Raw genomic sequence first — 20,098 nt, forward strand, 5'->3', positions numbered from 1 at the left:
TGTTAGTATCTAGCAGGAATTTCACAGGATGGGTTCACGTTCTTGTTGTTGTCCTTGAGGATGGCGAAAGAATGTTTCATCTTGGATACATCCATAAAATTGAGGAAGGGGATATTCTGGGGTTTCAGTTTTGGTTTCTGGTTGTAAAGACTCAATCAGAGTTTTTAGTAATACCAAGCCTCGGTTAATATCTAATTCTTCAGTGAGTTCAGCCAAAGGAGATTCACGGAAAAAGTCTGAGAGTTTGCTTGGTTGGTCTGGGTGGGTGTTGTTATTGTGTGTGGTTAAGCTTTGAGCAAGAAGTTGGATAATATACAGTTTATCATTGGGCGAAAGCTGAAGGAGTTGTTGTTCGAGTTCTTGAATAGCCATGATGAGGGTGTGGAGGATAATTTTATTTTGCACTAGTTTTTAAGACACGGCATAATCCCAACTCTGTTGTTGTGCCGACAACACCGCATCTTGATAAACTTGCCCAAACAATACTCGCTGTGCATGACTCCCTCCAATCTCATGCAAACGTGGTAAAACAGGTTTCAGTTCTGCAACAGTTGTGTTGAAATCACCTTTGGCATGAGCTACCATTCCTCTAGCTGCGGGAATTGCTAACTCTACCCAACTCCGTCGCAGGAAAGGATTAATACTCAAAGTGTGATACTGCATACTCTGAAGCATTTGGTTCACCCAATCATGGTGTCCGGCTTTGGCAAGGGCATAGACATAATGCAAATCCTGAAATGGTAATGCGTGTTCATCAATCCGGCTGTAAAGATAAGGACTGATGTCTTGCCAACGGTTCTCCACATTTACACCGCGCAATTCTAGGCGCAATAATAATGAAATTGCTCCTACTTGGTCTTTAGGAGATTGTTTGTTAGCACGTTCCCAAATATGCGTATCGTAGAGTTTGAGAACTTTTTGGTAGTTTCCTAACTGCAAATAATATAGTGCAATGTGCCACCAGTTATGAGTGTAAAGCATGGAGTTGCAGTCTTCCCAGGTATCTGCAAAACTCTCCATCCAAGCTATTCCCTCATCGACTCTTCCCTGAGTTTCCATGACATGAGCGATCGCATGATGCGCCCAAGGATCATATCTATTCAATGCGATCGCTTTACGAGCTATCTTTTCTGCTGCTTTGAGTTGGTGACATTGTTCTAATCCAAAGGCCACCATGCCATATAAATAATGTTGTTGGGGATTGCTAGGTAAAACCTTCTGGGCAATTTCTAGTAATTTTTCTTTATTGCCTGTATAAAAATAGTGATACTGCCCCTGCTGCACAGATATTAAATCACGGGGAAATTGATTGGCAATCTCTTCATGAGTGGCGATCGCTACATCAATTTCTTGATTTGCCCAAGCTAAAATTGCCTGCACATATAGCTGTTCTCTGACGGTAACCTTGGTGCAATACTGTTGTGCAGTTTGTAGATATGGTAGAGCTACCTGCCAAGCTTTACGATTTTCTTGGGTGAGATAATAAGCAGCCGCATAAGCATAAGCTAATGCACAAGTGGGATCTGCTGCAATTGCTTGTAAAACTGCTGTTTCTGCATCCTTACCATAACCAAGCATCTGATCGATAAAACGGTTAATGGCTGCGATCGCATCGGCTGAATCTGTTGTAACTACTAGTCCTTGGGCATCTTTAAGCATGATTAATTCTTTGCAGCAGATTTGTGAAGCAAACTATAAACTACGGTAAGTCTATAGGAATAATGTATTTACAAGCTCAAGTATGTCATAGCTACTGTAAAACCGCAAGTATTAAACTACTAAAACTCTACCGACTAATAGTATTTAGTTTTGTAAAGGTATTGCTTTGCTTAACTGGCTGTGCGATAGTCTAAAAGTGAATTAAATAATACGGTAAATTGATAAAATTACCGTACTTAAAGACCAGGAAATATTGCAGCTACTCTGACTATACATATCATGCAGCTACTTTGGTTTATTCCAACTCACGGTGAAGGGCGCTATCTTGGTACTGCCATAGGTGGGCGGGCAGTCAACTTTGATTACTGGCGGCAGATAGCCCAAGCAGTAGATCATTTAGGTTTTACAGGGGCATTACTACCTACAGGTCGTTCATGTGAAGATGCCTGGATTTTGGCATCAACTTTGGTGACACACACCAAGCGGATGAAGTTTTTGGTGGCTATTCGTCCGGGGTTGATGTCGCCGGGAGTAGCAGCACGAATGGCAGCAACCTTTGATCGCATTTCTGGTGGAAGGTTATTGATTAACGTCGTCACCGGTGGCGATCCAGTGGAATTGGCGGGAGATGGATTGCATCTTTCCCATGATGATCGCTACAGATTAACAGATGAATTTTTGGCAGTGTGGCGAGAGATTGCAGCTGGAGAAACTGCTGATTTTCAGGGAGATTATCTGAATATCCAAAGTGGTAGGCTATTATTTCCCACAATCCAGAAACCTCATCCGCCTCTGTGGTTTGGAGGTTCTTCCCCGATTGCTCAAGAAATTGCAGCCAAACATGTAGATGTATATTTAACTTGGGGCGAACCACCAGAACAAGTTGCCCAAAAGATTGCCTCTGTACGTCGGTTAGCAGCAGCCCAAGGAAGAACATTACGTTTTGGGATTCGTCTCCACGTGATTGTGCGAGAGACAGAAAGCCAAGCCTGGGATGCAGCTAACAATTTGATTCGCTACGTAGATGAAGATGCGATCGCCAAAACGCAACAAGCCTACGCCCGCATGGATTCCGAAGGACAACGCCGGATGAAAGAATTACACAACGGCTCTCGTGAAGCCTTAGAAATTAGCCCGAATTTATGGGCAGGAATTGGTTTAGTCCGTGGTGGTGCTGGCACAGCTTTAGTAGGCGATCCCGATACCGTTGCTCAGAGAATGCTGGAATATCAAGAAATAGGTATCGATACTTTTATCTTCTCTGGTTATCCTCATCTAGAAGAAGCATATCGGGTAGCAGAATTACTTTTCCCTCGTTTACCCCTAGACAATCAGCCAATAGTAGAACCGCAACTATTGAGTCCCTTTGGCGAGGTTGTAGCCAACCAAGAATTCCCCAAACAGCAAATCGCCACCGTAGATTAAAAAACACTCTGCGTACCTCTGCGTTTAAAAACCTCAAAGCCTCTTATCTAACATGACAAATATATTAGCGATCGCCGGCAGCCCCTCTCACCCCTCCAGAACCTACGCCATTCTTGAACACGCTGCTAAAACTCTATCGCAGCAAGGATTAAATCTAGATATAATCTCAGTGCGAGATATACCTGCCGAAGACTTAGCTTATGGACGTTACGATAGTCTCGCGTTAGAAAAACCAAAAGCCCTCCTAGAAAAAGCAAGCGGTGTAATTATTGCAACTCCCATTTATAAAGCAGCCTACACAGGTGTACTGAAAGCATTTCTAGATTTATTACCCCAGAAAGCTTTGGCAGGGAAAGTTGTGCTACCTATAGCTACAGGTGGGACAATCGCTCATTTATTATCAGTAGAGTATGCCTTAAAACCTGTGCTATCTGAATTAGGCGCACGCCATATATTGAGTACAGTGTACGCAGTCGATAAGCAAATTCAAATCCAGCCAGATGGTAGCGTGCAACTCGATGAGGAAATAAACCAAAGATTGCAAGATGTCCTCAAAGAGTTTGCTCTAGCGGTGAATCATTCCCAGAATGCTGCCAAAGAATTTGTCCATGCTGGCTAGTTAATCAGAGTTATCGTTACTCCCTTCTCACTAGCAGCTGGGTGATTTCCATCCATCTGCTATTTTTTATTCCCCACGCCATCCCTGGTTATAGATAAAATTTAAAAATTTTCCAGGTACGCCCCACCGTAGGCAATCGCAGATGCTGAATCATCCACTGCGATCGCTTTTTTATGCCTTTAAGTGCAACTCCTTTGTCTAAAGATATTTAGTGGCATTCTTAAAAATCATGAAATTAACACATTCTTGACCGGGATTATGGTGTTTACTATTGCTATTTCATCTAGATATCTGTAGTATCTAGTACTAAACCTCTAAATACTAAATTTAGATCGACTAACTGTAGATTAAACCAAGGAGTCCAAAGTCATATGTGGACGGATATCTGGAATCGATGGAAACACACTTCTTTGAGAAGCTTTGTGTCACTGTTTTTAATGGGAGTCATTTTGAGTGTAGCGATCGCAGAATATTCTTATGCCACAACAGAAGTTTCTTCAACTCACCCCAATTGATAGCCGCATTCGTATACCTCAGCATTACCAGCGTCAACCTTTGATTTCTGGTTTGGTGTCCCGCTACAGTCACGGTCAACATCACCGCAGCGATGCTCACGCCAACAGAAAACTATGGTTGGTTTGATTTAGACCTTTGGGGTAAACCACAGCAACTTTTTTCTAGTTTCAATCACTTAAAAACGCTACAGTTACCACCGTGGTTAGATGCATCTTCTTTGCATGGACATCTCATTTAAATAAAGCGAATGTTTGTCTATGATTTTATTTATTAATCAATGTAGCAGAATGAATCAACTGCGGGTGCGTTTATATATTCCTCAATATTACAGATAAGAATGCGTATTTTAGTTGAAAATGTTTCTAAGCACTATTGTTTCTCCGAGTGAAAAAGTATTTCTGCGCCCATACCATATCTTGATTAGGAAGAATCCCGACGAGGATACAACTGCTGCGACCGTTGACTTGGTTGGTAGATAGATGAAAATCAACGTCTAACTGCTAAAATACAATAAATTTATCAATTTACAGTAGTATTATGACAAATAGCTTAAAAAAACAAAACTATACGCTCTTGGATCTGTCTGCGAAAGTGGAATATGCGCTATTGGCACTTTTAGAACTAGCCAACCATTATGTTCACAAAACACCCACAACTATGAGTGACATATCTGCCAAGCATCCAATACCAGAGCGTTATCTAGAGCAGATACTTTCCAGTTTGCGGCGGGCGGGTGTTGTACAGAGTCAACGTGGCTCTAAAGGTGGTTTTGTTTTAGCGCGTGAACCTCGCCAATTAACGTTATTAGAGGTCGTGATTATGTTGGATGGAGAACAGAAAGAAAAAGAGTCTCCTTCTGAAGAAAATTTGGAAAAAATTTTGGTGTCGGAGATTTGGCAGCAAGCAGATGTTGCCGCACAAACTATTTTGAGTCAATATACCATCCAAGACTTGTGTGACCAGCGCGAAGCACGTTTACAGAAGAGTCAGATGTATTACATTTAGCAACATACTAGGTCAAAGTCTAAATCCCGCAAGGGAACAACTAGGAAATCTAAAAAGTGATTTTTAGAGAGCTTTCGTCCTTGAGGGCAAAGAGATGTCACCAGAGTTGGAAATAACTGCATTCAATTAGAAACTTCCAAATTCAAAAATATTCAACAGACATAGGAGTGAAAAATAACTTAGAGACGTAGCAGTGCTAAGTCTCTAAAAGGATTACAGGTAAATCTTTCACTCCAGAATATAACTACTCAAATAATCTAGAGGAACTGTGAACACATAGTATAGTACGCCCCCACCGAGGAGAACCACAGCTAGACTCGCCATAAGTATCCAACGGTCTGGCGGTTGATAGGTATCCTCATCAATATCTCGACGAACAGCGAAATAATGCTGAGTTGAAAGTAATACTGTTAACACACCAACTAAGGCAAATGCTAAACCTAACTTCCAACCATTACCAGGAGGTTGTGGTGCTAATGGAGGTCTAATGATTCGCAATCGCACAATCAAAACACCAAAACCCATGAGCGCAATACCACTTCGCATCCATGCCAGATAGGTACGTTCATTTGCTAAGTGATCCCGAATTCGGTCTGACCTATACTTCTTTTTTTCTAAATTCTTCACTTCTAATTTTTCTGCTTCTATCTTCATGCAATTTATGTGTTCAAATAGTTATTCAAGATTTTCAATGTTTAATTTATTTTACAAAAAATAACAACATTAAAAAAATAATGTGGACTTCTTTCTCAAAAGTTTACATCTAAGTAATTGATTTGCTTAAATTATTTGATAAATTGTTTTTATTGAATCACCAGTAATTAATATATTACTTACTTGCCTATGTCTTTAAACATATAATAATATAAATTGAAAACAAAAGAGCCAGAACAATTCTGACTCATAGTTTTTATTCAAGATTCTAGCTGAATTTACCTATTCCATCTGTACTAGTCACTTAATCCTCAATTTTCGCAGTAGTAATTCCAGCATCTAGTGCGGCTTTCAAATTTTCAGGAATAACCCAGTTAACTTCACCTGATTGAAAAACTTTCGCAGGTGGAAGATTGAATTCAATTTCTCCAGTTTCGGGGTTGGTTGTCGCAACTAAACGAGTTCCATGAACAATCTTAAAAGCTTGAGCAGGTGTGGCTGCTTGTTCTTCTGTAGCAGCTTGTCCAGGAATATAAACACCTTGACAGTCCCACTCGTCATCCGTTTCTGCGCCACTAGGGAGCAGATATAATTCGTTGTCGTAGGTTGAGGTAGATTTTTTGGGCTTCTCACCGTATATTAACAGTGTTTTATCGGTTTCATTGCGACAAATTCCTACAGGATCTTCACTATTTTCCAAAATATACTTTTGGTATTTCAAATTAGTAATTTTTTGCTCAATTTCTGGTGTAACTCCTTGGGCTTGTTTATCCTGTAAAGCAGATTCTAATGATTTGGTAATTTCTATATAGTCTGGATCATTAGCTAATTTTTTTCCTGCCCAAGATGGTTGAGCAATCATCAAGTTTACTAGTAGCAATAAGCAAACAAGCGTAATTTTAACAAGAGAGCTTTTGAAAAATTTCATGTGTTTCTCCTAAGAAATTATTTTTTTCGGATACTAACTACCTAATTTAAGGTATTAATTGAGCATTATTTCATCTGTCTGTTGATGCAGTTTACACGTATAAAAGCTCATTTTTGTCTAACTCCAGGTATAACTTCGGCTTCAGATGATCCCAAAGAAAATCCATAATTTTCTCGCCAAATGTTATTGCCTAAAATTAACAGGTAAGAACCAATACTTACACAGGTAGCGACAACTAAGGCTGGAGTTTCTAACGTTTGGCTTTCTATTAAAATAGAAACACCTAATCCCATTAAAATAAAGGGAACTAAAGAATTACCATAGCGAGTAATTGCAGAAGCGATCGCCTTGATCTGAGTTAAGTGATAGGCTGTATAACACCACACACCTACCATCACGAAGAAAACTACCAAAATCACAAGTAAGTTATCCCATGTATTGGTAGCAAACATTGGCATATAAATACTGATATTGTCACTACCATTGGCGATGGTAACTGCTGCTACACCATAGGTTTGGGGTGAAAGGAAATTGCTCCACCAAGCTTGCGAAGATTCAAGAGGATTTAAATCCTCTGTATCGCTAGTCTCTTGATTTAGTAAACGATTGATGCCAATCATGATTGGAACAATACCGAGTAGACCAATCCAAGATTCTGGTAGGATAAACTTGCCAAAGAAGCTGGGTAAACTGGCGACTACTAACGCACTAAAACCTAAATACTGACCGATAACGATGTGACGTCGGCGAAAGCAAGTATTTACCTGTGAGAAAAACAGCGACAGAACAATGATATCGTCGAGATTGGTAGCAGCAAAAGCTGTGAGTCCTGTAGGAATAGCAGTCAGTAGTTCGCTCATCGGTGCGTCGTTTCTCCTAAATGGTAGTGACTCTCAAGCATCTATATCGGTGAGATAGAGGTTGCGAGTGGTGAAAATTCGGAATTTCAGAAAATCATTAGTGTAGTTAGCACTTTCGCTAAAGGCATAGTTTCAGTAATCAAAAACCTAACCCCCCGGTCTTTCTCTTGTAGGCAAGAGGGGAAGCTAAACTCCCCTCTCCTCGTAGGAGAGGGGTAGGGGGAGAGGTTCTTCCAGAATTACTGAATTGGTGTTCTAGAGGCATAGTTTCACTCTATGGCTACTTATCAATAAGAGCAAACAGTCTTTTTTGTTATATCCATAAACTGAGTTGATGGATATGCCGATATAACTGCAACCACGTAATTGAGGACATTGAGAGCTATCTACAGTTTTCCGCTAAGTTTACCGTATAATTCTTTCAGGGTGTTCAAAATCACTACTATACAACCCTGTACATATTCCAAATGACGCTGGAACAGTTGCGAATTTTTTTAGCCGTGGCGGAAATGCTGCACTTTACCCGTGCAGCGGAAGCACTTTATATTACTCAACCAGCAGTCAGTGCTGCTATTCAAACTTTAGAGACAGAATATGGTGTCAGGTTATTTCATCGCATCGGTCGTCATATTGAAATCACAGATGCTGGCAAATTATTACAAGGTGAGGCGCAAAAAATTCTTGATCATGTACAGTTAACAGAACGTGGCTTGAAGGAATTAAATAATCTGCAACGGGGGGAATTGAAGATAGGTGCAAGTCTCACGGTTGGTAACTATTGGCTACCCGAAAAAATTAGCCAGTTTAAGCAGTTATATCCAGGCATTTTTATAAATTGTCAGTTGGGAAATGCGGAAGAAATTTGTGAAGGAACTGCTGTAGGTATGTATGATTTGGGTTTGGTTACAGGGGATATTAAACCATCGTTACAGCAATCTTTAGAGCAAGACGAAGTAGGAAGCGATCGCCTGCAAATTGTTGTAGGTAAATCTCACCCTTGGTATCAAAGTGCGGAGATTTATTTAGATGAATTATTCAGCACAAGTTGGGTGATGCGTGAATCTGGTTCTGGTGCACAGCAGATGTTTGAACAAGCCTTACAAAGTTGGGGAATTGAACCTAGTAACCTGGATGTTGTACTTAACCTCAACACTAGTGAAATGGTAAAAGCAGTTGTAGAAAGTGGTGTTGGTGCAGCTGCACTTCCAGAATCAATGGTGAAAAAAGAATTACAACTAGGAACATTACACGCTGTACAAATTACCAACCCCAAAAAACAATCTAAAAAAGAATTAGAAATTCTCCAGCCAATTTGGAAACTAAAACACCGTCAACGTTTTCATACACGAGTCATGATAGCTTTTGAAAATATGCTTATGCAAAAGAATGTACAAGCGGCTTAGTTTGATAATGGTTGCTTTTTTACTAAAATTGCTAAACAAATACAACTTGCTAATAGCTTTATCAGGCTTAAAGCTTCTGTTTTTAAAATAATTATTCCACCCACTATTATTAATACAAAAGGTAAAATATAGCTGCTATACTGACTTAACTGATACACTATTTTTGTTTGATAAGTAAATTTATAAGCTAGATAGCAGCAAATTGCTATTAATATAAAAAACACTCCAATAATAATTATAAAATCAACTATATTACTACTAGCAAATAATGGCACATAGACGCTGATATTATCACTACCATTGGCGATGGTGATGGCTGCAACATTGTAAGTCCTTGCATTGAAAAAACTTGTAATGTTTGCATCTTGATATTCTGCTGATGCGAACGCCACCTCTAAAGTTTGATTTTCCTCTCGATTGATCAAACTACTGATACCTATCGTCATCGGTATTAATCCCAGCAGTCCAATCCAGTTGGGTGGTATGATTAATCCACCAAATAACCCAGGAAGACTAGCAATAATTAACACTGTAAAGCCCAAGTATTGACCAGCAACAATGTGCCGAGACTTGAAGCTAGAATTTAGCTGAGAAAACAGCAGTAATAAAATAACGATATCATCAATATTAGTGGCAAAGAAGGCTGAGATTCCTACTAAGAGTGTAGTAATTAACTCACTCATTACAGAGTATCCTGATTTGTTTGCTGAATTTTAATTAGTTAATCATTATTTTTGATCATCCCACATGAGTAATATTATCACAACTATTACAGATGGGATTGTTGCTTTTACTGTCACAAATATTGATAATATTGTTTCCTAATGCTGTTAGGATTATCTATATTGATGAGAAGTGAAACGTATCTGCTATTACCTAGCATTGCCATGTTTTCTAATTAGACAAATGTGAAGCTCTTAGTCTAATAAACCAACTTTAAGCTCACCATCATTAATATAAAGTAAACCATAAACCGCAGTGGTTTTTGCGGCGCAATTTGACAGATTTTAGATCCTAGCAATACTCCTGGTACTGAGCCGAGCCATATCGGTAGTACTAAACTCCAATCAACTGTTCCCAAGGTGAGATGTCCAACAGCAGTAAATAGTAAGAGAATTGCGGCTTGGGAAATATCTGTACCAACTAACTTACGTGCATCCAAACGAAAAAATGCAATCAGCGCCAAAGCAAACATTGAACCAGAAGCAACACTTGTTAGACCCACAATACAGCCTAAAAATGCTCCTACACTTACTGTCTGCAAACGTCCTAGTTGAGTGTTTAAGTCAAATTTGGGTAGTTCAGGTAGTTGTAATTGAGGAAAGAAGGTCAATAGCAGCATTTGCACTAATGCCAAAAGAGTGACTGATAAAATCGTCATACCCAACAAATGCAGCATAACGCTGTTCAGGTTATGCTCGGACTTGAGTTTAATCAAGTGCAGTATCCCTACTCCCAACAAAGAACCGGGAACACTCCCTAAAGCCAGCCACTTCACTACTTCTCTATCGAGGGTTTGTTGCTGCCAATGTTTGATGCTACCAACGACTTTCATTAATGTCGCCGCCACCACATCAGAACTTATTGCTACGGCAGGTGGTACTTGAAAAACAAAAATTAACATTGGGGTGATGAGAGAAGCACCACCAATTCCTGTCAAACCAACAACAATACCAACTAGAAAGCTGAAGAGAGGCAATAATAAAAAATCCATACTCCTGTCCTTAACCGGGGTTTTGCGAATGCAGGTTGGTTTAGCTGAAACTAAAAGACTGCTTGTAACGCTGGTGTGCAGAACCTTTCATGTAACTACAAGTTTTGAATGACTGCTGAAAAAACTCAAAAAGTACTAAAGACTGATCGACTTACCGTATTTTAAAATTAAAAGGAGTAAAAGTCCATGTTTTAGTAAAGCCGTACAAATTTCCTGTATTAATAAATACAACTAGGAAAAGATTTTTTTATAAAAACGTCTAATAACAAACATTTTGACTTCAGTAACAAAATTATAATAGTATTTTAAAAAACTACATTAATTGCACCGTACTACCGTATTTGACATGCCAGAGTTAGAAAAAGTCAACAATGAAAATCAACAAACACCAAAGCAGCGTTCGCCCATTGGGTTTGTGCAAAAATTGTTAATTACCTATTGGCGTTCTTTGTTGCTGCTGTTCGTAGGAATATATTTACCCCTGCAAATTTTTGGACTGCTGGCGTTAGAGGTGCGGTACAACGAGGGTGGTTTTCCTTGGGATTTACCGATTCTGGTGAAGGTTCACTCTCTAGCACAGCCACAGTTAGATGTATTCGCCACGATTGTGACAAAGTTGGGTTCTTTTTGGATTGTGTTACCTGTTCTGAGTGCGATCGCACTTATTTTACTAGTGCAACGTCGCTGGCGATCGCTCACATATTTACTGATTACTGCTGCTGGTAGTGCTACGATCAACCGCACAGCCAAAGAATTTTGGCACAGAGTACGTCCTGATTTGTGGACTTCAGCTGCTCCAGAGTTTGATTATTCATTCCCCAGTGGTCATGCTATGACGAGTATGACCTTGATTGCTCTTTTGATAGTTTTAACTTGGGGTAGTATTTGGTGCTGGTTAACGGTGATTTTGGGTAGTGTGTATATCTTGGTCATTGGCTGGACACGCCTATACTTGGGAGTACACTTTCCCAGTGACATTATTGCAGGTTGGATGGTAGCGATCGCTTGGGCAATTGGCGTGAGTTTAATTATTCGACCATTATCACAGTCAGCAAATATTACCAGTGGAAAACCAGTGAGTGAAACGAAGTTACTTCCTGAAGAACAGTAACTGCTCAATAAAGAATAAAAATTTTCAGTTGTGCATATAGAGTTAATTCATACAAAAAATTTACGTATAATTAAGTATTTTTGTGATTCAAACTTTTGTCTGGCTCTAGACTTTTTGGAATTTTTATTCTAAAGTACGGTTAGTGGATAGAATTACCGTAAAACATGAATGAGATCAAAAAGAGTGATCAAGAGTTGCTATCACAAAGTCCAGAAAATTTACCCAAAACTTTATTGCAGAAGCTCAGAGGTGGATTTTTCTTAGTGATTGGATATTTATTATCACCATTATGCTGGTGGAATGATCTAGTATTCAATTTACCAATTGCTTATTTTTTCGGTTATATTTGTAGTCTTTTTGCTCCTAAATTACTTATGCCTTGCGTCATCATTGGTTACTGGTTATCTAACATTATTGGTATTCTGTTGATGCAAGCAGGTGCAATTGATGTATTACAGAAACAAACTCAAGAGCGTAATGTCAAAAAAGAACTATTGACAGGCTTAGTTTCTTCAACTGCCTATACCTTTTTAATTCTGGCATTAATCCATTTTAAAATTCTCGACACTCCTAGCTTTTTTACGGTAGTTAATTAAATAAAAACCCAGTTCTCAAGACTGGGTTAATTTAGAGAAATCCTATTTGAGGTTAAAAAAATAGTACACCTTGGTTTCTGCTTGCTTATTTCTACTTCATTAAAGTATTCTAGAAATTAAAACGGATTACTATATCATAGTCAATTATTTTAATTTTAAAATATCATTTATATTTAAAAGTTTAGGAGCATCCTTAGTCATAATCAAAGGTAATCTGCCATCCCATTTTTCTATTGCCTGCCTTTCTAAAATCTCATTAGTCAAACTATCATGCAGTAATCTATTTATTTCTGCTTCTCCCTTAGCCAAATTAACCTTAGCTTCTGCTTCTTTAGCAGCTTTTATTGCTATAAAATCTGCTCGTTTGGCATCTTGTTTTGCAATTTGTTTGGACTCGACTGCTTCACTGAACTTATCCGAAAAATTGACATTAACCAATGAAATATCATCAACTGCAATATGGTACTCATGCAATCTCGCTGTTAATGTATCATCAATTCCAGATTTTACTTCTCCTCGTTTAGTAACTATTTCTTCTGCGGTATACCTTGCTATAATTGCTTTTAAAACTTCTTCTACCGCAGGATTTATAATTTTATCAACTATATCTTTTTCATCACCAATTTCTTGAAACATTATATTGGTTTCTTCAGGAATAACGTGCCAATTTAATGCTATATCTGTAAAAATATCTTGCAAATCTTTAGAAGAGGCTTCAGCAGATAGTTCTTGTTTTTGGACTCTCACACTGATTTTTTTGACTGTATTTAAAATGGGAACTATGATATGTATTCCTTCGCTTAATACTGTTTCTTGTACCTCGCCAAACTGCATTAACACCCCGCGTTCACCAGCATTTACAACCACAAAAGGTGTCAGTAAAATTGTAATTAAAAATAAAAATGCAGTTATTTTCCCAGCATTATTTGTAAATTTAATTTGTTTCATATTTACCAAGACAATGGCTATACTATTTTGGTAATTTATTCATGAGTATGAATTATACTACATTAAATCGATAAAGATAGTCAAATTTATAAAAAAATATATGAATATGTCATATTGCCCAAGTGTAAATGCTTGGATTACTTGTAATTGTAATTAAAATTTATAGTATATATTCAAATACTTCTGAGTCATATAGGAATCATATTTGATTTCTGAAAAAATCTAAGTATTTGTAGGGTGTGTTAGGCGTAAGCCGTAACGCACCAAAGCCTTAAGAATGGTGCGTTACGCTGTCGCTAACGCACCCTACGTATCTTTTCAAAAATCAAATACTAGTCCTATATCTAAAATAAAACAACCATAGATAAATTATGGGGCAGTATCATCTAGTCTTCTTTGGATAATAATTTCTATCCTGAATCAGCGCATCATTCAGCCATTTCCTAATGGACTAAAAGTGGTAATGGCATCCAATGACTATTGAGAAAGGGGAGGCTGATTTACAGAGACGGTTTGGACAGAAAGCTAGTTAAATAATTGATTGTCGGTGAAACTTCACTGAAATTAAGTGATGTGTTCACCGACAGCTTGTGAAGAAAATTAACTGAACGGTTTCCAACCTGCTAGCAAATTCGGGTAAGCTGTTGGTGTGGGGAAAATTTTCTGGAAGCCAGTTTGACGCTCTTGGGGCTTTTCTTTGCTCATATTCCAGAGGGTTTCATAGAAAAAGAAAGAGACTCCGGCAAACTTGCGATCGCGTACTTTTTGCACTTGTGTCTGAATTTGTTGCATCGGCACAGATCGATTTTTCAACCCAGCCAAAATGCCCACACTCACAGGAATATGGCTTTTTGCCGCTTTCACTTCTGGATACTCTAATTCGCTGATAAAAACATTCAAGTCATCCCGATATATCTGCAAAACTAAATCTTCAATGATTCCTAGCCGTTCCCACTTCTGCCAGTCTGCTAAAAAGTAGTCATAGGAAAAACGTTGAGGATTAGGAGCAACAGAAACGAGGCAATCTTTTTTAGTAGCTTTAATGGCTGTAAATACCCGCTTCATAAACTCGGTGATTTTATTAGCTCTCCAGCGTACCCATTCTGGATCTTTAGAGTTTTTAGAAGGAGCTTTACCACGGTGTTCTTTTTTGTAAAGTGCGACTGTGTAAGCATCGTACCCTAACTCTGATGGTAAGCCAAAATGGTCATCAAATTGAATACCGTCAATATTGTAGTTTCTAACAATTTCAACGATTAAATCTTGAATGAACTGTTGTACTTCTGGGCGAAAGGGATTTAGCCAAACGCGATTATGTGTGCCTTCTTTGACAATCCGAGTTCCATCACTGCGACTCGTGAGCCATTGCGGACGATTTTTAGCTAATAAAGAATCCGCTGGTGCCATAAAGCCAAATTCAAACCAGGGAATCACTGTTAACCCTTTTTGATGTCCCACATCCACAATTTCTTTGAGAATATCTCGTCCTTTTAGCCCGGGTGTAGGATCGAGCGATCGCCCAATAACTTTTTGGGCAACTTTGCTGGGATACAATGTATATCCCCAATTCCAAACCGCCGGATATATGGTGTTAAAATTGAGTTCATCAAGGCGTTGCAAAGATCCCTTGAGGCGATCGCGCTCGAATAACACATCACTATCAATATTCGTTAACCACACTCCCCTTAACTCAGATGCTGGCGTTCGAGGCAGATTAGTTTGAGCGTTCAAGGGAAACGATAGCATCACCGTAGCTACCACGCTCAAGGTAACGATAACGGCAAACAAAAGAGACTTTCTGCTTTGGCGAATATTCCACCAAGAAAGAAACTCAACACACCACTTTACAAACCTTTTCATCATTTGGTTACAAACATCATCATCAAATTATGAACAATCAGCATGAATAGCGATCGTTTCGATTGTAAGCGCTAAAACAATCGCTATTTAATCTCATAGCTGAGGTTTATTATTGAGCGCTTGCTATCAGTTGATTCCAGGCTTTGACTGCTGCTTGTAAATTCGTTGGCAGGTTATTTTGAGAAATATCGTTGTATTGAACCGTACCCTCTTGACTGGTGAGGGTGTAGGTGATATAGTCAGCGGCACCACTGGGGGCTGGGTAGCTCAAATTTTGGAATTTACTAAATTTAGAACGTTCTAGCGATCGCACAAATTGTTGCACCTGTTGCACAGAAACGCTACGAACACTACGTTCAGAATCATTGGCATCACCAATCCGCACGCGAATCAATCGCCCATCTTTGAGTAAAACAGTCTCGTAGGTTCTGCCAGCAAAGCCACCACTGGAGATTTGCCGAAATACTATATCTCGGTCTAACGGTGATGGTAACTCGCTGGCTGGAATTTGCACAGGAGCTAGTGTAGTGTTGCTAGCTTTTTCATTTAGCCTGACTGCGGAACCTGTCTGATTGGTATGATAAACCAAAGTTTGGTCAACTGCACCGACAACCACCCGCCAGCCTGATACCAAAGCTTGGGTACAGAATTCATCAGCATTAGCTAATTCTAAACAGCCATCTTTCCAAGTTTGCTGTTGAGCTTGAATGATGGTTAGCTGAGAAATTGGCTGTTGCAAACGTCTGGATGCAGCTTGCAAAACAGCATTTTTTACAGATGCAGGTAATTTATCTGGCAGATTTTCTGAGGGAGTGTTTGCCGAAGCTAAACGTAGCGATCGCCCATTGTTATTGGTATGATAAATCCACTTTTGTTTGCCATTAGACACCACAATCCGCCAACCAGGAACTAACGCTTGGGTACAGAATTCATCAGGTTGAGGCAGTTCTAAGCAACCATCGCGCCAAGTCTGTTGATTATGATCAATAATTTGCAGTTGTCTAATAAAAATTCCCTGTCTGCGGGCTAAATCTCGCAGCACCGCATTAGCTACTGGACGTGGCAAGCGGTTTCGTTTAACATTGTCTTTGAGAACTTCATTGCTTGTTTCTAGGGAGAAGTTGTTAGAAGCACCCGTAGCACCTTTGATAAGTGTTAAACCGCTAGCAACAGATAAAATTCCAGTCAAAATCAAAGCAGTGAAAATTCGCCTTTGATTGGTGTTAAAGTAGTTTTTCAGCATGATTTTCATAGTAATATAATGATGTTAGTCGGGAGTGATACAACTCAGAAATAATATCCAGCGACTAACAGACAATAAAGCATATAATTCTCGAACTTCACCATTTGGAATCAATTTAGTATCTATTTTCTGAAACAGATATAAAGACAGACGATAATGTACTGATTGTTTGTTCCTTATAGCGATTCCCATGTGAATGGGGGCACAGCATTACCATGTTCCTATAACTATCTGTATTCATCTGTGGTTAATTATTTTTTCTATACCTTACCCATGCAATAACAGCTATATAGAAATTTTGGATGAAAATTCACTCAATCAAAACGTCCTATAGTCCTATTGCAATCAAGTAAAAACTCAGAAGCTCAGGCTTTATTAGATGAAAAGTTCCTTAGAGAAGGTAATCCACCCGCTCTCTGGGAAAATCGCTTGCGAAGAAAGCTTGCAATATTCTTTGCCTCACCTTCGTCAGCGAGGGTTCAACAAAATTAATTTTAGAAAAGAATGCGACAGAATGGTAGTTTAAGTATTGCTCGGTTCAACCTAGCGTATACAATATTTTTAAATTAATCTTAGGCAATATTACGCGCTGATGGCTTGTTGTTCAGCTTCAACTAACTGATTGTGAGGTATATCAAATCTAATAGTACTGGCTGCCCAGTCTTTGAAATCGGGTGCTAGCCAGACTAGCTTGCACAGAATTTCATCATTCACCCACAACACTAACGGAAACCGGAACTGTTTCCGAAACTCATCTCGCATGATGTTGGTACTGATGATTAGTTCGTTAATTTCCACTACAGATTCTAAACCCCGTACCATCAAAGCTTCGGGTTGAGTAGCACCAATTGCAGTTGTAATAGCTGTATACAATGTGTCTGCCGCAGGTGAGAGCAGGATTTCGTGGATGTCTGCTGATGAAAATTCTGTTAACACATTCAGCACTTGCTGTTGCCTTTCAACAGAGTTACAACAAGCTAATAATAGTGAAAACTCCCCAGCAGAAACCATCATCGCCCTTGCTAGCCTCTTAGTGGCTGCTGTGCTGCTAGCTGTGCCGTTTTCCGAATTACTTAGGCTGATCATTAAAAAATCCTGCTTTTAATTTTAAAAATATCTGAGCAATATTCAGTTATTCTACCCTATGAATTTTTACTTAAAAGTGTTAAGTGGGGAATTTGGATGAGGTTTTTCCTTTATAGCAAGCATAATACTACGTATTGTCTAACGAAGGAGGATATCATGTATTATCCCACACTTACAATTAAAGGATAATGTAAAGGTAGTATCAAAATCATGTAAGCAAAAGATAATGCAAGCAAAAGGAAGCAGTTAGAGAATTAGAAAGTTAATTATCACTGTATTTTCATAGATTGATTTTGGCATCTTCCATTGGTTAAGTAATTAAAATTTAATATAAAGTTAAAAAAATGCTCAGTATAAAATTAGCAACAGACATTGGGAATTAAGCTCATCCCAACCCTAAAAGGGGATGGGATTTCATATTGACTGATGACTGTGAACCGTCATCAGTCAAGAGTTAACGGCGGGGCGGCTATCCCAGACACCTCTTGTTCGCACAGTGTAGAGAAGAAGTGGGCTTCGCGCCGTCTTGGTGAGAGAAAACTTAACTGGCTACTGGTTTACTGTTGCCTACGGTAAGCTGGCTACAAATCATTTTCCCTTTAACCATTTCGGGGCGGGTGTAGAGTCTGGAGTATTGAAATCGGATCAGCCCAAGATGCGACAATCTCCATCCATCAAAATTAACTCATCCGTTTGATAGAACTGTAGATCGAAGATGTCGCCTCGTTAGTCAGAGGGCGCAGAATTTTTAGCTTTCTAAGATCAGTTCAGAACATCTGAAATATAACAAGTCATGCATTAAGAAAAATCTGGAGGGAAAATGCAACACGATGAGTTTATTGGACAGGTGCAAAATCGCGCCCGTCTCAGTTCGCGTGGTGATGCAGAACTCGCAACCCGTGCTACTTTGGAGACATTGGCAGAACGCCTCGCTGGAGGTGAACCTTTCAATGCTGCTGCCCAACTGCCAAGAGGTATTGCAGAATATCTGCGACATGAATATGCAGGATCTGGAGAACGCTTCTCTCTAGATGAGTTTTTTAGGCGAGTCAGCCAAAGAGAAAGTGTAGACCTTCCAAATGCTGTTCACCATGCCCGTGTAGTCATTGAGGTATTGAGTGAAGCGATTAGCAGTGGCGAAATCAATGATATTCGCTCTCAACTCCCATCGGAATTCGATCCATTGTTTGAGGCGGGCAGCCAAGGACGAATGCGTGTAAATACTTAATTTATTTGGAAAATAATCAGGAGTGTCACACCATGTTATTCAAAGACCGGAGGTTTGCGGGTCAAGTTTTAGCTAAGGAGTTAGCCGCTTATACTAACCGCCCAGATGTTGTAGTATTAGGGCTACCAAGGGGTGGGGTACCCGTTGCCTTTGAAGTTGCCGAAGCGTTAAATGCTCCCTTAGATGTTTTGGTGGTACGTAAATTGGGTGTGCCCGATCAAGAGGAATTAGCTATGGGAGCGATCGCTTCTGGTGGTGTGCGGATAGTCAACGAATATATTCTCAGCCTAGTGAAGGTATCCGACGAAGTAATTGCCAGGGTTGCGCTGCAAGAAGAACGCGAGTTAGAACGGCGGGAACGGCTTTATCGAGGCAATCGTCCCTTAAGAGATTTACAGGGACGCACCGTTATCTTGGTAGATGATGGTTTAGCCACGGGTGCAACTATGTGGGCTGCTGTCGTGGCTGTGCGAAAACAGCAACCCGCTCAGATTGTGATTGCTGTACCTGTGGCCGCACCCGAAACTTGCCATGAGTTAGAAACTGAGGTGGATAAAATTGTTTGCGTCTCGACACCCAGCCCTTTCCACAGCGTTGGTCTTTGGTACGAAAACTTTCCCCAAACTACAGATGAAGAAGTCTGTGACTTACTTGCAAAAACTGCAAAGAACGGTGAAGCAATATCTTTCGGCATGTAGATAAGCTTTGATGCTTGGGAATGGCAAGATTAAGTTTCTGATTTTATGTCCGCTTAAATAAGCATAAGAGCAATAGCAGAAAGACTACAACAAATTATCTGTGATGTCTCGTAATGAAAACAGATGGCGAATCTGGCTCATGGAAATTATGCCTAATCATATTGTCCGATTCGTTTAGACATACACTTAAGCCTAAAAGCCTTAAATATTTAGCTTTGATTATAGCCGTATGCCTGTTGAACTGAGGTTGCCTTCTAATAACCTCCAACCCTTGAAGAAAAAAATGGAGAAATATATGAGGGAACCAGGAATACAGCTAGGCTTACTAATTGACCACAAGCATCGCCGAGTCTATATTTATCGTCCTGATGTACCAGAGGAATGTCTGGAAAATCCCGCGGCTATTCACGGTGAATCAGTATTACCTGGGTTTATTTTGAATATGAGTAAAGTTTGGTAGTGTAGGCATCGTAGGATTTTAGGCAAATCAGATGTGAATCATGCCACCGCTATAAGCCAAAATTTTGATAGATACTCACACAGGT

General features: G+C 39.5%; 21 protein-coding genes and 1 pseudogene. 11 read left to right on the forward strand and 11 right to left on the reverse strand.

The features are described from left to right. Nucleotides 1-21: 21 nt before the first annotated feature. Together H6G92_RS38880 and H6G92_RS26000 are read right to left on the reverse strand one after the other, a co-directional pair. Nucleotides 22-405, reverse strand: coding sequence for a hypothetical protein (locus tag H6G92_RS38880; protein WP_199344981.1), 384 nt, complete (start codon nucleotides 403-405; stop codon nucleotides 22-24). A gap of 6 nt (nucleotides 406-411) precedes the next feature. Continuing rightward, on the reverse strand, nucleotides 412-1,659 hold the full coding sequence (locus tag H6G92_RS26000) for a tetratricopeptide repeat protein (protein WP_190897218.1): 1,248 nt from the start codon (nucleotides 1,657-1,659) through the stop codon (nucleotides 412-414). Nucleotides 1,660-1,938: 279 nt separating this feature from the next. On the opposite strand from H6G92_RS26000, the gene ssuD reads away from it, so the two are divergent. From ssuD to H6G92_RS26020, 4 genes are all read left to right on the forward strand, one after another. After that, complete coding sequence (gene ssuD / locus H6G92_RS26005) at nucleotides 1,939-3,084, forward strand: FMNH2-dependent alkanesulfonate monooxygenase (protein ID WP_190897219.1); 1,146 nt, start codon at nucleotides 1,939-1,941, stop codon at nucleotides 3,082-3,084. A gap of 52 nt (nucleotides 3,085-3,136) precedes the next feature. Continuing rightward, the gene (gene ssuE, locus H6G92_RS26010; protein WP_190897221.1) at nucleotides 3,137-3,703 is read left to right on the forward strand and encodes an NADPH-dependent FMN reductase; all 567 of its coding nucleotides are present in this window, start codon (nucleotides 3,137-3,139) and stop codon (nucleotides 3,701-3,703) included. Between the two features lie 477 nt (nucleotides 3,704-4,180). Further along, complete coding sequence (locus H6G92_RS26015) at nucleotides 4,181-4,345, forward strand: hypothetical protein (protein ID WP_190897223.1); 165 nt, start codon at nucleotides 4,181-4,183, stop codon at nucleotides 4,343-4,345. A gap of 411 nt (nucleotides 4,346-4,756) precedes the next feature. Beyond that, complete coding sequence (locus tag H6G92_RS26020) at nucleotides 4,757-5,224, forward strand: RrF2 family transcriptional regulator (RefSeq protein WP_190897225.1); 468 nt, start codon at nucleotides 4,757-4,759, stop codon at nucleotides 5,222-5,224. 228 nt (nucleotides 5,225-5,452) lie between these two features. Here the strand turns inward: H6G92_RS26020 and H6G92_RS26025 are convergent, their stop codons facing one another. The 3 genes from H6G92_RS26025 to H6G92_RS26035 form a co-directional block, all read right to left on the reverse strand. Next, nucleotides 5,453-5,878, reverse strand: a complete 426-nt coding sequence (locus H6G92_RS26025; protein WP_190897227.1) for a YidH family protein — start codon at nucleotides 5,876-5,878, stop codon at nucleotides 5,453-5,455. 304 nt (nucleotides 5,879-6,182) lie between these two features. Beyond that, complete coding sequence (locus H6G92_RS26030; RefSeq protein WP_190897229.1) at nucleotides 6,183-6,806, reverse strand: hypothetical protein; 624 nt, start codon at nucleotides 6,804-6,806, stop codon at nucleotides 6,183-6,185. A 107-nt stretch (nucleotides 6,807-6,913) separates the two neighbouring features. Beyond that, on the reverse strand, nucleotides 6,914-7,666 hold the full coding sequence (locus H6G92_RS26035; protein ID WP_190897231.1) for a cadmium resistance transporter: 753 nt from the start codon (nucleotides 7,664-7,666) through the stop codon (nucleotides 6,914-6,916). A gap of 467 nt (nucleotides 7,667-8,133) precedes the next feature. On the opposite strand from H6G92_RS26035, the gene H6G92_RS26040 reads away from it, so the two are divergent. After that, the gene (locus tag H6G92_RS26040; RefSeq protein WP_190897233.1) at nucleotides 8,134-9,069 is read left to right on the forward strand and encodes a LysR substrate-binding domain-containing protein; all 936 of its coding nucleotides are present in this window, start codon (nucleotides 8,134-8,136) and stop codon (nucleotides 9,067-9,069) included. On the opposite strand, the gene H6G92_RS26045 is transcribed toward H6G92_RS26040, so the two are convergent. Next, nucleotides 9,066-9,752, reverse strand: coding sequence for a cadmium resistance transporter (locus H6G92_RS26045; RefSeq protein ID WP_190897236.1), 687 nt, complete (start codon nucleotides 9,750-9,752; stop codon nucleotides 9,066-9,068). The genes H6G92_RS26040 and H6G92_RS26045 overlap by 4 nt on opposite strands. Nucleotides 9,753-9,991: 239 nt before the next feature. Next, nucleotides 9,992-10,783: a sulfite exporter TauE/SafE family protein gene (locus H6G92_RS26050; RefSeq protein WP_190897238.1), complete on the reverse strand. Its 792-nt coding sequence runs from the start codon at nucleotides 10,781-10,783 to the stop codon at nucleotides 9,992-9,994. Nucleotides 10,784-11,129: 346 nt separating this feature from the next. Between H6G92_RS26050 and H6G92_RS26055 the strand changes: the two genes are divergently transcribed. Then, on the forward strand, nucleotides 11,130-11,894 hold the full coding sequence (locus H6G92_RS26055; RefSeq protein WP_190897240.1) for a phosphatase PAP2 family protein: 765 nt from the start codon (nucleotides 11,130-11,132) through the stop codon (nucleotides 11,892-11,894). 164 nt (nucleotides 11,895-12,058) lie between these two features. Next, nucleotides 12,059-12,490: a hypothetical protein gene (locus H6G92_RS26060; protein ID WP_190897242.1), complete on the forward strand. Its 432-nt coding sequence runs from the start codon at nucleotides 12,059-12,061 to the stop codon at nucleotides 12,488-12,490. 144 nt (nucleotides 12,491-12,634) lie between these two features. Here the strand turns inward: H6G92_RS26060 and H6G92_RS26065 are convergent, their stop codons facing one another. The 4 genes from H6G92_RS26065 to H6G92_RS26080 all read right to left on the reverse strand — a co-directional run bounded on the left by H6G92_RS26065 (nucleotide 12,635) and on the right by H6G92_RS26080 (nucleotide 17,627). After that, the gene (locus H6G92_RS26065; protein ID WP_190897245.1) at nucleotides 12,635-13,438 is read right to left on the reverse strand and encodes a prohibitin family protein; all 804 of its coding nucleotides are present in this window, start codon (nucleotides 13,436-13,438) and stop codon (nucleotides 12,635-12,637) included. A 600-nt stretch (nucleotides 13,439-14,038) separates the two neighbouring features. Continuing rightward, nucleotides 14,039-15,298, reverse strand: coding sequence for a glycoside hydrolase family 10 protein (locus H6G92_RS26070; protein ID WP_190897320.1), 1,260 nt, complete (start codon nucleotides 15,296-15,298; stop codon nucleotides 14,039-14,041). A gap of 109 nt (nucleotides 15,299-15,407) precedes the next feature. After that, nucleotides 15,408-16,550, reverse strand: coding sequence for a hypothetical protein (locus tag H6G92_RS26075; protein WP_190897247.1), 1,143 nt, complete (start codon nucleotides 16,548-16,550; stop codon nucleotides 15,408-15,410). A 573-nt stretch (nucleotides 16,551-17,123) separates the two neighbouring features. Next, on the reverse strand, nucleotides 17,124-17,627 hold the full coding sequence (locus tag H6G92_RS26080; RefSeq protein WP_190897249.1) for a hypothetical protein: 504 nt from the start codon (nucleotides 17,625-17,627) through the stop codon (nucleotides 17,124-17,126). Between the two features lie 426 nt (nucleotides 17,628-18,053). On the opposite strand from H6G92_RS26080, the gene H6G92_RS26085 reads away from it, so the two are divergent. The 4 genes and pseudogenes from H6G92_RS26085 to H6G92_RS26100 form a co-directional block, all read left to right on the forward strand. Further along, on the forward strand, nucleotides 18,054-18,203 hold the full coding sequence (locus H6G92_RS26085; protein ID WP_190897251.1) for a hypothetical protein: 150 nt from the start codon (nucleotides 18,054-18,056) through the stop codon (nucleotides 18,201-18,203). A 244-nt stretch (nucleotides 18,204-18,447) separates the two neighbouring features. Further along, nucleotides 18,448-18,855 carry a DUF2267 domain-containing protein gene (locus H6G92_RS26090; RefSeq protein ID WP_190897253.1) on the forward strand — a complete coding sequence of 136 codons (408 nt, stop codon included), beginning with the start codon at nucleotides 18,448-18,450 and terminating at the stop codon, nucleotides 18,853-18,855. Between the two features lie 32 nt (nucleotides 18,856-18,887). Continuing rightward, the gene (locus H6G92_RS26095) at nucleotides 18,888-19,553 is read left to right on the forward strand and encodes a phosphoribosyltransferase (protein WP_190897256.1); all 666 of its coding nucleotides are present in this window, start codon (nucleotides 18,888-18,890) and stop codon (nucleotides 19,551-19,553) included. Nucleotides 19,554-19,788: 235 nt separating this feature from the next. Continuing rightward, nucleotides 19,789-20,013, forward strand: a pseudogene (locus tag H6G92_RS26100) (Uma2 family endonuclease); the annotation flags it as partial. Between the last annotated feature and the right edge of the window lie 85 nt (nucleotides 20,014-20,098).

It is taken from the genome of Nostoc foliaceum FACHB-393 (genome assembly GCF_014698505.1).
Taxonomy (GTDB): Bacteria; Cyanobacteriota; Cyanobacteriia; order Cyanobacteriales; family Nostocaceae; genus Nostoc; species Nostoc foliaceum_A.

Bases quoted from the DNA above. Each gene is read 5' to 3' on its own strand.
- H6G92_RS26000 (WP_190897218.1), bottom strand. From the start codon at position 1,659: ATGCTTAAAGATGCCCAAGGACTAGTAGTTACAACAGATTCAGCCGAT.
- ssuD (WP_190897219.1), top strand. From the start codon at position 1,939: ATGCAGCTACTTTGGTTTATTCCAACTCACGGTGAAGGGCGCTATCTT.
- H6G92_RS26040 (WP_190897233.1), top strand. From the start codon at position 8,134: ATGACGCTGGAACAGTTGCGAATTTTTTTAGCCGTGGCGGAAATGCTG.
- H6G92_RS26070 (WP_190897320.1), bottom strand. From the start codon at position 15,298: ATGAAAAGGTTTGTAAAGTGGTGTGTTGAGTTTCTTTCTTGGTGGAAT.
- H6G92_RS26050 (WP_190897238.1), bottom strand. From the start codon at position 10,783: ATGGATTTTTTATTATTGCCTCTCTTCAGCTTTCTAGTTGGTATTGTT.
- H6G92_RS26045 (WP_190897236.1), bottom strand. From the start codon at position 9,752: ATGAGTGAGTTAATTACTACACTCTTAGTAGGAATCTCAGCCTTCTTT.
- H6G92_RS26085 (WP_190897251.1), top strand. From the start codon at position 18,054: ATGACTGTGAACCGTCATCAGTCAAGAGTTAACGGCGGGGCGGCTATC.
- H6G92_RS26025 (WP_190897227.1), bottom strand. From the start codon at position 5,878: ATGAAGATAGAAGCAGAAAAATTAGAAGTGAAGAATTTAGAAAAAAAG.
- H6G92_RS26065 (WP_190897245.1), bottom strand. From the start codon at position 13,438: ATGAAACAAATTAAATTTACAAATAATGCTGGGAAAATAACTGCATTT.
- ssuE (WP_190897221.1), top strand. From the start codon at position 3,137: ATGACAAATATATTAGCGATCGCCGGCAGCCCCTCTCACCCCTCCAGA.
- H6G92_RS26090 (WP_190897253.1), top strand. From the start codon at position 18,448: ATGCAACACGATGAGTTTATTGGACAGGTGCAAAATCGCGCCCGTCTC.
- H6G92_RS26035 (WP_190897231.1), bottom strand. From the start codon at position 7,666: ATGAGCGAACTACTGACTGCTATTCCTACAGGACTCACAGCTTTTGCT.
- H6G92_RS26060 (WP_190897242.1), top strand. From the start codon at position 12,059: ATGAATGAGATCAAAAAGAGTGATCAAGAGTTGCTATCACAAAGTCCA.
- H6G92_RS26015 (WP_190897223.1), top strand. From the start codon at position 4,181: ATGCCACAACAGAAGTTTCTTCAACTCACCCCAATTGATAGCCGCATT.
- H6G92_RS26030 (WP_190897229.1), bottom strand. From the start codon at position 6,806: ATGAAATTTTTCAAAAGCTCTCTTGTTAAAATTACGCTTGTTTGCTTA.
- H6G92_RS26020 (WP_190897225.1), top strand. From the start codon at position 4,757: ATGACAAATAGCTTAAAAAAACAAAACTATACGCTCTTGGATCTGTCT.
- H6G92_RS26075 (WP_190897247.1), bottom strand. From the start codon at position 16,550: ATGAAAATCATGCTGAAAAACTACTTTAACACCAATCAAAGGCGAATT.
- H6G92_RS26095 (WP_190897256.1), top strand. From the start codon at position 18,888: ATGTTATTCAAAGACCGGAGGTTTGCGGGTCAAGTTTTAGCTAAGGAG.
- H6G92_RS26055 (WP_190897240.1), top strand. From the start codon at position 11,130: ATGCCAGAGTTAGAAAAAGTCAACAATGAAAATCAACAAACACCAAAG.
- H6G92_RS26080 (WP_190897249.1), bottom strand. From the start codon at position 17,627: ATGATCAGCCTAAGTAATTCGGAAAACGGCACAGCTAGCAGCACAGCA.